Below are 10,374 nucleotides of genomic sequence, written 5' to 3'. Positions count from 1 at the left end.
CAACACCCGCTCTTCCGCTCCGGATCGTGCAGCGCCGGTTTGAAGAACATGCCGAGCTGCAAACTCTCCGCGATCCGCGCCGCCTTTTCCGTGAAGAGGTCCGCCACCTCCGGCGCGCAGATTTCGTCCGCCGTCTCGCGGAACAGCGCCAGCCAGCGGTCGAAATGTTCCGGCCGCACTTGCTTCAGTTTCATGTGCGCCCGCATCGGCTGGCCCTTGTAGCGACCGGTGGTCAGCATCACGCTCGACCAGAAGTCGAACATCTTTTTCAGATGCGGCTCCCAGTCCTCGCCGATTATGCCGTTGAAGATCGGCCCCAGCACCGCGTCGCTCCGCACCTTCACATAGAAGGCACGCACCAGCCGCTCGATTTCCGCCTCGTCGGTCACGCGGCGCTTCGCATCCTCGTCGATGCACCAGCGGACATTTCCGTCCGTGCCGTTGTTGCCGCCTTTATCGTTGCCCGGCATCGCCCGCTCCTTTAACATGCATATAAGATACATCTTTAAAATCGCGCCTCGCGATGCCGGATGCAAGCTCTCCGCCTGCGGCATTTCGCCGGTTCATGAAGGGCCCCATGCGCCTCACGCTCCACACCGACTACGCGCTCCGCCTCCTCACCTGTCTGGCGCTGAAGCCCGGCGAGATCGTCACCATCTCCGACGTGGCGGAGAGCTACGGCATCTCCCGCAATCATTTGATGAAGGTCGCGCATGAACTTGGACGCGCCGGCTTCGTCGAAACGCTGCGCGGGCGCGGCGGCGGCCTGCGCCTCTCGCGCATGCCGGAGGAAATCGTCATCGGCGATGTCGTCCGCGCGATGGAAGAGGATTTCTGCATCGTGGAATGTTTCGCGGCGGAGACGAACCGCTGCCGCATCGGCCCTGCCTGCCGCCTCAAACACCTGCTGAAGGAGGCGCTCGATGCCTGGCTCGCCGTGCTGGACGAGGCGACGCTGGCCGATCTCGTCGCCCGGCCGAAGCCGCTCCGCCGCCTGCTCGCTCTCGCGGGCTGAGACGGATCAGTGCTTGCCCGGCTCGGTCTTGCCGAAGTTTTCGCGCGTTACGACCTCGCGCTCCACCTTCTGTGCGGGCGTCTCTTCCTTTCGCGCCGCGCGCCATTGCGTCGTTGCATAGATCAACGCACCGCCCAGCACCGCGGCGCCGCCACCGACCACGAAAAGCCAGAGATAGCCGCCGGTCCAGAATGCGTTCGTGAATTCGGTCTCCACAAGGGCCTCCAATCGGTATGCAGGCAGATCGAAGCTGCCCTTCTCTACCAACGGGAGGGGTGGAACTTGGTTCCGGCGGGAAGTGGGCTTCAGCTATAGGCGAAGCCCGAACGCGGCAGCAGCCGCGCGCGCTCGCGCGCCTCGTTGCGTGCATCGTTGCGCGCATCGGTCTTGTCCTCGCTCCGCAAGCTCTCGCTGCCTTCGGGTAGAGGATCGAGCGTCGCGAGCAGTTCGACGATACCGGGGGTAAGTTGCAGCGGGGCCCTGGTGACACTTGTCCCCGCCCCGGTCATGGCGAAGGAGGAGCCGCTACCCGAAACCGGGGATAAGGCCGCCGCGCCGCGTGTTGCATAACTCCGCCTTGCACTCTCGCCGGAGGCGTCGGCAAGGTCAGGATTCCTGTTTGTGACAGTTTGATTGCGGTTCGATGACAGCGAACGGTTTTCCGCCGTTTTTGCGATCGGTGCCGCGTCCGTGTTCTCGTGCTTGGCAACCAGGTTCCGGTAGACCTCGGATGCGCTCCGCGCGCGCCCCTCGCCGTCATAGAAGATCGACTTGTTGGCCCCCGCTGCCGCCGGAAAAAGCGCGTCCGCACGGGCATTTGGCGTGTCTTCCGCCGCGCCGATCAGCTTCGAGGCGCCGCCCGCGCCAAGGAAATGCGCGATATAGAGTTCGCCCTCGTTCGGCGCGCGGCCCAGCCGGTCCTCCAGCATCGCGGCGCTGTCCTGCGTATAAGCCCCCGCCATCAGCGCCGAGGCATGCGCATCGTTCCGCAGGGCAAGAATTTCCTGCCTTTCGGCAGCATTTTCCACGACATAGCGGCCATTGGCATTGCGCGAAATCGCCGCCGAATAGTCGCCGAGCCCCAATTCCGCCCCATGCTTTTTCAGCGTGCCGAGCCAGCTCTGTTCGGTGAACTGGAACAACCCGCATGCGCTGGAAGTCGTTGATTGCGCTTCACAATTCAGGCTCGACTCGCGCATCGCCGTCTTCAGCAGATAGTCGAAATCCGTCCCCGTGCGCTCGCTCGCGGCTTTCAGCGCGGTCGCGATCGTGGGCTGTACGGCAATGTTTTCGACAAGGCTCATAGGGCCATTTCCTTCTCTTCGCGAGAAGACGTCGCAAGCCCTGTGCCATTCCACACGGCGGAAAGCCGTTGTTTTTCATGAGCATTTCCATGCAGCCGCGTTAAGCTTCGTCAAAAGCACGGGAAAACCGTGCAACCTGACAGAGGGAGGAGATGCGGATGGCCGAGGTCGACGTCGCGGCGGAAGTCGAAGGGGAACTCCATCATCCGAAACGGGATGTCGTCGAAAAGCCTTATCCCAAAGCCACTTACGGCTGGTATGTCGTCGCGGTCCTCGTTCTCGCCTTTACCTTCTCCTTCATCGACCGGCAGATTCTGAGCCTGCTCGTCGGCCCCATCAAACGCGATCTCGGCATCTCCGACACGCAAATGAGTCTGCTGCAAGGCTTTGCTTTTGCTGCGTTTTATTGCATTGCGGGCCTGCCCATCGGACGGCTCGTCGACCGCCACCACCGCGTCAACATCATTGCGCTCGGCGTCTTCGTCTGGTCGGTCATGACGGCGCTGTGCGGCACCGCCCGCTCGTTCCTGCAATTGTTCATTTTCCGTGCCGGCGTCGGCGTCGGCGAGGCCGCCCTCTCGCCGGCCGCCTATTCCATCATCGCCGACTATTTCCCGCCGAAACGCTTGGGTTTCGCGCTCGGCGTCTATGGCATGGGCGTCTATATCGGCGCCGGCCTCGCCCTCATCATCGGCGCCGCCGTCATCGCGCTGGTCTCCGAAGGCGGCAGCACCACCCTGCCCCTCATCGGCGAAATCTACGCCTGGCAGATCACCTTCTTCATCGTCGGCCTGCCCGGCATCCTCGTCGCGCTCTGGGTCTGGACGCTCCGCGAGCCGGAGCGCCGCGGCCATATCCGCCGGGAAACCGGCACCGACGGCGTCAGCCGCCGCGTCGAGGTGCCCGTCTCCGAAGTCTTTGGATACATGGGCAAAAACTGGCGCACCATGGTCCCGCTCAATCTCTGCTATGCGCTTTCGGCCATGATGGCCTATGGCGTCGCTGCCTGGATCCCAACCCTCTTCGTACGCACCCACGGCTGGTCCTATCCGGAGGCCGGTTTCTGGTACGGGCTGGTCATCGTCGTTTTCGGCACCACCGGCGTCATGGCCGGCGGCTGGACGGGCGATTTCCTCACAGGCAAGGGTATCCGCAACGGCCGCATGATGGTCTGCGCCTTCACCGGCCTCGTCGCCTTCCCCTTCACCGTCGCCTATCCGCTGATCGACGATCCGTGGATCGCGCTGCTGCTCCTCTGCCCCTCGACCTTTTTCGCCACTTTCACCACCGGCGCCGGCCCCTCCGCCCTGCAGGAACTGATGCCGAACCAGATGCGCGGCTTCGCTTCCGCCATCCTGATCTTCGTGGTCACGATCATCGGCCTCGGCCTCGGGCCCACCTCGATCGCGCTGGTGACGGACTATGTCTATGGCGACGAAGCGATGCTGCGCTACTCGCTGGCCATCGTTCCGGCCGTCGTTCTAACCCTCGCCATCACGGCCGGTTTCCTCGGCCTGAGGCCTTATCTCCAGAGCCTCGACTACCTGAAGCGCTGGAGCGCACAGAACGAAAAATGACAACAGAAACAAGAGATTGAACCCGCAACCGGATTCAGAATCTCAAAATATGGATATCCACAGGCTACTTAACCCTAAATATCAGGAGATCGTCTATATATAGGTGATTTCAGGAGGTTGGATACATATCCACAGTATGGATATCAGACAGCCTTGCCAAACAGCCCGAAGCGCCATGCCGTGGCGCCCGCGGCCGAATTATCCTGCACCAGCCGAAGATGGGACCTCCTGCCATCGAGCCGGCCGCGCGTCCGCGCCTGCGCGAGCTTGAAACCCAGCAGCGCCTCGTCGAACGGCTTCACGAGATAATCGTCGGCCCCCGCCTCCATCGCGCGCCGCACCGACGCGGGCGCGGCATCGCCCGTCACATGGAAAAGACAGAAGCCCGGCCCGCCCGGCAACCGCCGTATGGCCTCGGCCAGCAAGCCGCCGTTCGGCGCCTCGAGGCGGCCATCGACCAGAAGCAGATCGGGCATCGTCCCCGCGATCAGCGCCAGCGCCTCCTCGCTGCCGGAAGCGCACGCCACCCGAAAGCCGAGCCGTTCGAGCAGATGGCTCGCGGCGCGGCGCGCGGCAGGCGATGGATCGGCAACAAGCGCTGTGTTCAAGGTCCCGGCTCCGGAATGCGGGTGAATCACCCCGTCCTCAGCCGGATATTGGGCTCCGAGTCTTAAACCAATCGTTAACCGTGCCGCCTTCAGCCGTGAAAGCCCCGCGCCAGCCTTTCGATGAGTGCACGTCCTTCTTCCTCGCCGTAAGGTTCGGCCGTCCCCACGCCCCAGACGGGTGCCGGCCATGCCGCATCCTCGGGAAACCGGGCGATCACATGCACATGAAGCTGCGGCACCATGTTGCCGAGCGCCGCCACGTTCATCTTGTGCGCCTTCGCCGCCTCCCTCAGCACATCCGAGGCAAGGTCGATCTCCGCATGGAATTTCGTCTTCTCCGCCGCCGCCACATCGTCGAAATCCCGCAATCCCTCGCGCCGCGGCACCAGGATCAGCCAGGGAAACCGTCGGTCGTTCATCAGCAGCACCCGGCACAGCGGCAGGTCCGCCACCAGCAACGTATCGGCGGCAAGCCGCTCGTGAAGGGTGAACGCCATGAATGACCTCAATACGACTTCGGCAGACCGAGCACCCGCTCGGCGATGAAACTCAGGATCAGCTCGCGGCTCACCGGCGCGATCCGCGCGATCATCACCTCGCGCATATAGCGCTCCACGTGGAATTCCTTGGCATAGCCCATGCCCCCATGCGTCATGATCGCCGTCTCGCAGGCCCGGAAGCCCGCCTCCGCCGCCAGATATTTCCCCGCATTGGCCTCCGCCCCGCAATTCTCGCCCGCGTCGTAAAGCGCCGCCGCCTTGAACACCATCAGGTTCGCCGCTTCCAGTTCCGCCCAGCACCTCGCCAGCGGATGCTGGATCGCCTGGTTCTGCCCGATCTTCCGTCCGAACACTTCCCGCTCCCGCGCATAATCCGTCGCCTTCTTCAGCGCGATGCGGCCGACACCCACCGCCTCCGCGCCGATCAGCACCCGCTCCGGGTTAAGCCCATGCAGCAGATAGTGGAATCCCTTTCCCTCCTCGCCGATCAGATCCTCCTTCGGCACCCGCAACCCGTCGAAGAACACCGCGTTCGAGTCGACCGCCTTCCGCCCCATCTTCTCGATCTCGCGGACCTCGGTGGCCCCGCCGCGATCGAGGTTCGTATAGAAGAGTGACAATCCTTCGGTCGCCTTGGCGCATTTCTCCTTCGGCGTCGTCCGCGCCAGCAGCAATATCTTGTTCGCCGTCTGCGCCGTCGAGGTCCACATCTTCCGCCCATGCACCACATAGGCCTTCCCGTCCCACTCCGCCTTCGTGGAGATCGCCGTGGTATTGAGCCCCGCATCCGGCTCCGTCACGCCGAAGCAACAGCGATCCTCGCCCTTGATGAGCGGCGGCAGGTTCTTCTGCTTCTGCTCCTCGGTGCCGAACACGACCACGGGCATCGGCCCGAACAGATTGATGTGAATGGCCGACGCACCCGACAGACACGCCCCCGATTCGGCAATCGTCTGCGCCACGATGGCGGCCTCCGTCACGCCAAGCCCCGAACCGCCATAGGCCTCCGGCATCGCGATCCCGAGCCAGCCGCCGCTCGCGATATCGCCCACGAAATCCTCCGGGAAACCGCCTTCCCTGTCGTGTTTTAGCCAGAAGGCATCGTCATACTTCGCGCAGATCCGCGCGACGGCATCCCTGATCGCCTGCTGATCCTCGCTGAACCTGAAATCCATATAGCCTCCCCGGCGTCTTTTCGCGTTCTGCCGCGCGAGGCTATAACCTAGCCGGGATGCGGGCGGCGAGACAGCCTGCGAGAAAAACAGGGGTCGATATGCCGGGACTTTATTTCGAGGAATTCAGCGAGGGTCAGCTCTTCAGGCACCCGATCAGGCGCACCGTCACCGAGACGGACAACGTCCTCTTCTCGACCATGACCATGAACCCCGCCGCCCTCCACCTCGACCACCACTACGCGGCCAATGAAACCGAATTCGGCAAGCCGCTGGTGAACAGCCTCTTCACCCTCGGCCTGATGATCGGCATCTCCGTCAACGACACCACGCTCGGCACCACCATCGCCAATCTCGGCATGAACGACGTCGTCTTTCCGAAACCGGTCTTCCAGGGCGACACGCTGCGCATCGAAACGAAGGTGCTTTCGAAGCGCCGCTCGAAATCGCGCCCGCTCGCCGGCATCGTCACCTTCGAGCACAAGGCCTACAACCAGCATGGAGACGAAGTCGCCTCCTGCACGCGCCAGGCTTTCATGCACGCCAAAAGCGTCGAAGAGGCCTGAGCCATGAGGTCCTTGCTCTTCGTCCCCGCCGACAGCGAAAAGAAACTCGCCAAGGGCTTCGGCTCCGGCGCCGACGCACTTATCCTCGATCTGGAAGATTCCGTCGCGCTTTCGAACAAGGAAGCCGCGCGCAAATCCGCAGCGGACTACCTGAAAGGCGCCGACCGTTCGGGCCCCAAACTCGTGCTCCGCATCAATGCGCTCGACACGCCGTTCTGGGAGGCCGACCTCGAAGCCGTTATACCCGCCAAGCCCGACATGATCGTCATTCCGAAAACCCTGTCGGGCGCCTGCGTGAAAAAAGTCGGCGAGCGGATCGACCGCCTCGGCGGCGGCAACATCGGCATCGGCTGCGTCGCGACCGAAACCGCCGCCTCCCTCTTCACCCTCGGGACCTATGGAGGCGCGCATCCCCGCCTCGCCTTCCTCACCTGGGGCGCCGAAGACCTCTCCGCCGCGCTCGGCGCGCGCGACAACAAGGATGAGCAGGGGAATTACACCGGCCCCTACCAGCTCGCCCGCACGCTCACGCTGCTCGGCGCCGTTGCCGCAGGCGTCGCCCCCATCGACAGCATCTGGAAGGATTTCCGCGACGAGAAAGGCCTCGAAGCCGAAGCCCGCGCCGCCGCGCGCGACGGCTTCACCGGCAAGATGGCGATCCATCCGGCCCAGGTCGCGGTCATCAACGACGTCTTCACGCCGGGCGAAAGCGACCTCGCCCATGCCCGCGCTGTTGTCGCGGCTTTCGAGCAAGCGGGTGACGTCGGTGTCGTCGCGCTCGACGGCGTCATGCTGGACATGCCCCATCTGAAACAGGCAAGGGCGCTCCTCGCCCGCGCCGGCGTTGAGTAAAAGTGAGCCGATGAAACCTGCAGTCTTTCTCACCCTGCCGCTCGGCAAGCCCTTCGAGCGCAAACTCGCCGAACGCTTCACCGTCATCGCCGATCCCGACCGGCGCAACGAGGCCGAAGCCCTTGTCACCATCGGCGCGATGGAGACGAACGCGGCTTTCATGGACGAAATGCCGAAGCTGAAACTCATCTGTTGCTTCGGCTCCGGCCATGAAGGCGTCGATGTTGCGGCGGCCGAAGCGCGCGGCATCAAGGTCGCGAATACGGTGGGCGCCAATGCCGCCACCGTCGCCGATCTCGCCGTGGCACTTCTCCTCGCCTCCATCCGCAAGGTCGCGGAAGCGGACCGGCTCACCCGCGCGGGCAAGTGGCGCGGCGACAATCCGGCATCGCTTCTCTTCCTGCGTGGGCTCACGGGCCGCAAGATCGGCATAGTCGGCCTCGGTGCCATCGGCCTCAAGATCGCCAACCGCCTCGAAGGTTTCGAAACGGAGATTGGCTATACCGGCCGCAGTGAAAAGCCCGGCGTGCCGTACCGCTATTTCCGCTCCGCGCTCGACCTCGCCACATGGGCGGATACGCTGATCCTCGCCCACCGCGCCGGCGAGACGAACCGCCATCTGGTGAATGCCGCCGTGCTGAACGCACTTGGCCCCGAAGGCCATGTCGTCAACATCTCGCGCGGCTCCGCCATCGACGAGGGCGCACTGATCGCCGCCCTCAAATCCGGCACCATCGCGGGCGCGGGCCTCGATGTTTTCGAGAACGAGCCCGATCCCCGTCCCGATCTCGTCAGCCTGCCCAACGTGGTGGTGACCCCGCATGTGGGCGGCGGAACGTCGGAAGCGATCGTTGCAATGGGCGATACCGTGATCGCCAATCTCAATGCGTTTTTCGCAGGCAAGCCCCTTCCGAACCCGGTCCTGCCCGGCTGATTTCAGCCGCACCGCACAAAAATAGACCTAGGTCTATTTTTCTCTGGCGTCTCCTGAAATATCGCCCTACGGTTTCTCCAACAGCACTCGGAGGAGGAACCCGGTCATGCACGATCTCATCATTCGCGGCGGCACATTGGTCGACGGCACAGGCGCGCCCGCGCGTGTCGCCGATGTCGCGATCGACAACGGCATCGTCACCGAAGTCGGCACCGTCACGGGCACCGCCAAGCGCGAGATCGACGCCACGGGCCTCGTCGTCACGCCCGGCTGGGTCGACATCCACACGCATTACGACGGCCAGGTCACATGGGACCCGCTCATCTCTCCCTCCTGCTGGCATGGCGTCACCACGGTCGTGATGGGCAATTGCGGCGTCGGCTTCGCGCCCGCCCGTCCCGACAAGCACGACTGGCTCATCAGCCTCATGGAAGGCGTCGAGGATATCCCCGGTGCCGCGCTCGCCGAAGGCATCGAGTGGAACTGGGAAACCTTCCCCGAATATATGGACAGCCTCGACAGGCAGAAGCGCGTGCTCGATGTCGCAACGCAGGTGCCGCACGGCTCCGTCCGCGCCTATGTGATGGGCGAACGCGGCGCACGCAACGAAGCCGCGACCGACGAGGACATCGCCGCCATGGCGAAGATCGTCGAGGAAGGCATTGCCGCCGGCGCGCTCGGCTTCTCGACCTCGCGCACCATGCTGCATCTCTCGAAAGACGGCGAGCCCGTTCCCGGCACCTTCGCCAACAAGGCGGAGCTGATGGGCATCGGCCGCGCGCTTGGGAAAGCCGGCCACGGCGTCTTCGAAATGGCCTCCGACATGACGCCTGCGGAAGAAGAATTCAACTGGATGAAGGAACTCTCCGCCGAAACGGGGCTCCCCGTCACTTATGCCCTCCTGCAATCGCCGGTCGAGCCGGAAAAGTGGCGCGACATGCTTCGCCTCACCGACGAAGCCCGCAAGCAGGGCGCGAACGTGACCGCGCAGATCGCCTGCCGCCCCACCGGCATGGTGCTCGGCTGGCAGAGCACGGTGCATCCCTTCATCGCGCATCCCGCCTATCACGAGATCGCCGCGCTTCCCTTCGCCCAGCGGCTCGAAAAACTGAAGGACCCGGAAGTCCGCGCCCGCATCGTCGCCGACAAGCCGCGCGAATTCGGCCCCCTCGGCAGCATCCTGACCAAGGGCTTCGACCGCATGTTCCGGTTGGAGAATGCAGGCAGCCTCGAATATGAGCCCCGCGCGGAAGACAGCGTCGCCGCCCTCGCGGAGCGCACCGGCGCAAACCCCGCCGGGATCGTCTACGACATGCTGATGGAGAAGGACGGCCGGGGATATGTCTACCTGCCGCTCCTCAACTACTCGCTCTTCAACTTCGACCATATCCGCGATATGATGCGCCACCCGGCAACGGTGCTGAGCCTGTCCGACGGCGGCGCGCATTGCGGCGTCATCTGCGACGCGAGCTTCCCGACCTACATGCTGACGCACTGGGTGCGCGACCGTTCGCGCGGTGAGCGTCTGCCGCTTGAGGAAGTCGTGCGCATGCAGACGCACGATACAGCCCGCCTCTACGGCCTCAACGATCGCGGCGTCGTCGCGCCCGGCATGAAGGCCGATCTCAACGTGATCGACCTCGACAAGCTCCGCATCCTCGCGCCGGAAATGGTCTTCGACCTTCCCGCCGAGGGCCGCCGCATGATCCAGCGCGCCGAGGGCTACCGCGCCACCATCGTCAACGGTGCGGTGACGTTCGAGAACGGCGAGGCGACGGGCGAAATGCCGGGCCGCCTCATCCGTGGCCCGCAGCGTCAGGCCCCGTCCGTTCAGGCGGCGGACTGA

General features: G+C 64.2%; 12 protein-coding genes. 6 read left to right on the top strand and 6 right to left on the bottom strand.

Features of this window, described 5'->3' with window-relative positions; translation table 11 throughout:
- Positions 1-470 (bottom strand): group III truncated hemoglobin (locus Q8S60_RS05895; RefSeq protein ID WP_305668424.1); only part of this gene is annotated, 470 nt, incomplete at its 3' end.
- 107 nt (positions 471-577) lie between these two features.
- Here Q8S60_RS05895 and Q8S60_RS05890 point away from each other — a divergent pair.
- A complete protein-coding gene (locus Q8S60_RS05890) occupies positions 578-1,015 on the top strand; it encodes an Rrf2 family transcriptional regulator (RefSeq protein WP_305276752.1) in 438 nt (145 codons plus the stop codon).
- A 6-nt stretch (positions 1,016-1,021) separates the two neighbouring features.
- On the opposite strand, the gene Q8S60_RS05885 is transcribed toward Q8S60_RS05890, so the two are convergent.
- Together Q8S60_RS05885 and Q8S60_RS05880 are read right to left on the bottom strand one after the other, a co-directional pair.
- On the bottom strand, positions 1,022-1,231 hold the full coding sequence (locus Q8S60_RS05885; protein WP_305276751.1) for a hypothetical protein: 210 nt from the start codon (positions 1,229-1,231) through the stop codon (positions 1,022-1,024).
- Positions 1,232-1,320: 89 nt separating this feature from the next.
- Complete coding sequence (locus Q8S60_RS05880; protein WP_305276750.1) at positions 1,321-2,319, bottom strand: lytic transglycosylase domain-containing protein; 999 nt, start codon at positions 2,317-2,319, stop codon at positions 1,321-1,323.
- 158 nt (positions 2,320-2,477) lie between these two features.
- On the opposite strand from Q8S60_RS05880, the gene Q8S60_RS05875 reads away from it, so the two are divergent.
- Positions 2,478-3,896: an MFS transporter gene (locus tag Q8S60_RS05875; RefSeq protein ID WP_305276747.1), complete on the top strand. Its 1,419-nt coding sequence runs from the start codon at positions 2,478-2,480 to the stop codon at positions 3,894-3,896.
- A gap of 143 nt (positions 3,897-4,039) precedes the next feature.
- Here Q8S60_RS05875 and Q8S60_RS05870 read toward each other — a convergent pair whose 3' ends face one another.
- From Q8S60_RS05870 to Q8S60_RS05860, 3 genes are all read right to left on the bottom strand, one after another.
- Positions 4,040-4,504, bottom strand: a complete 465-nt coding sequence (locus Q8S60_RS05870; protein ID WP_305276745.1) for a two-component system response regulator — start codon at positions 4,502-4,504, stop codon at positions 4,040-4,042.
- Positions 4,505-4,593: 89 nt separating this feature from the next.
- Positions 4,594-5,001, bottom strand: a complete 408-nt coding sequence (locus tag Q8S60_RS05865) for an HIT domain-containing protein (protein ID WP_305276744.1) — start codon at positions 4,999-5,001, stop codon at positions 4,594-4,596.
- Positions 5,002-5,009: 8 nt separating this feature from the next.
- Positions 5,010-6,179: an acyl-CoA dehydrogenase family protein gene (locus tag Q8S60_RS05860; protein WP_305276743.1), complete on the bottom strand. Its 1,170-nt coding sequence runs from the start codon at positions 6,177-6,179 to the stop codon at positions 5,010-5,012.
- A 98-nt stretch (positions 6,180-6,277) separates the two neighbouring features.
- Here Q8S60_RS05860 and Q8S60_RS05855 point away from each other — a divergent pair, with 98 nt between their 5' ends.
- The 4 genes from Q8S60_RS05855 to Q8S60_RS05840 all read left to right on the top strand — a co-directional run bounded on the left by Q8S60_RS05855 (position 6,278) and on the right by Q8S60_RS05840 (position 10,374).
- Positions 6,278-6,742, top strand: a complete 465-nt coding sequence (locus Q8S60_RS05855; protein ID WP_305276742.1) for a MaoC family dehydratase — start codon at positions 6,278-6,280, stop codon at positions 6,740-6,742.
- Between the two features lie 3 nt (positions 6,743-6,745).
- Positions 6,746-7,594, top strand: coding sequence for a CoA ester lyase (locus Q8S60_RS05850; protein WP_305276741.1), 849 nt, complete (start codon positions 6,746-6,748; stop codon positions 7,592-7,594).
- Positions 7,595-7,604: 10 nt separating this feature from the next.
- Positions 7,605-8,528: a 2-hydroxyacid dehydrogenase gene (locus tag Q8S60_RS05845; protein WP_305276740.1), complete on the top strand. Its 924-nt coding sequence runs from the start codon at positions 7,605-7,607 to the stop codon at positions 8,526-8,528.
- Between the two features lie 106 nt (positions 8,529-8,634).
- Positions 8,635-10,374 carry an amidohydrolase family protein gene (locus tag Q8S60_RS05840; protein ID WP_305276739.1) on the top strand — a complete coding sequence of 580 codons (1,740 nt, stop codon included), beginning with the start codon at positions 8,635-8,637 and terminating at the stop codon, positions 10,372-10,374.

It is taken from the genome of Parvibaculum sp. (assembly GCF_030694575.1).
Classification (GTDB): domain Bacteria; phylum Pseudomonadota; class Alphaproteobacteria; order Parvibaculales; family Parvibaculaceae; genus Parvibaculum.
This window is presented reverse-complemented; position numbering and strand designations above follow the sequence as displayed.

Bases quoted from the DNA above. Each gene is read 5' to 3' on its own strand.
- Q8S60_RS05890 (WP_305276752.1), top strand. From the start codon at position 578: ATGCGCCTCACGCTCCACACCGACTACGCGCTCCGCCTCCTCACCTGT.
- Q8S60_RS05880 (WP_305276750.1), bottom strand. From the start codon at position 2,319: ATGAGCCTTGTCGAAAACATTGCCGTACAGCCCACGATCGCGACCGCG.
- Q8S60_RS05875 (WP_305276747.1), top strand. From the start codon at position 2,478: ATGGCCGAGGTCGACGTCGCGGCGGAAGTCGAAGGGGAACTCCATCAT.
- Q8S60_RS05865 (WP_305276744.1), bottom strand. From the start codon at position 5,001: ATGGCGTTCACCCTTCACGAGCGGCTTGCCGCCGATACGTTGCTGGTG.
- Q8S60_RS05860 (WP_305276743.1), bottom strand. From the start codon at position 6,179: ATGGATTTCAGGTTCAGCGAGGATCAGCAGGCGATCAGGGATGCCGTC.
- Q8S60_RS05855 (WP_305276742.1), top strand. From the start codon at position 6,278: ATGCCGGGACTTTATTTCGAGGAATTCAGCGAGGGTCAGCTCTTCAGG.
- Q8S60_RS05850 (WP_305276741.1), top strand. From the start codon at position 6,746: ATGAGGTCCTTGCTCTTCGTCCCCGCCGACAGCGAAAAGAAACTCGCC.
- Q8S60_RS05845 (WP_305276740.1), top strand. From the start codon at position 7,605: ATGAAACCTGCAGTCTTTCTCACCCTGCCGCTCGGCAAGCCCTTCGAG.
- Q8S60_RS05840 (WP_305276739.1), top strand. From the start codon at position 8,635: ATGCACGATCTCATCATTCGCGGCGGCACATTGGTCGACGGCACAGGC.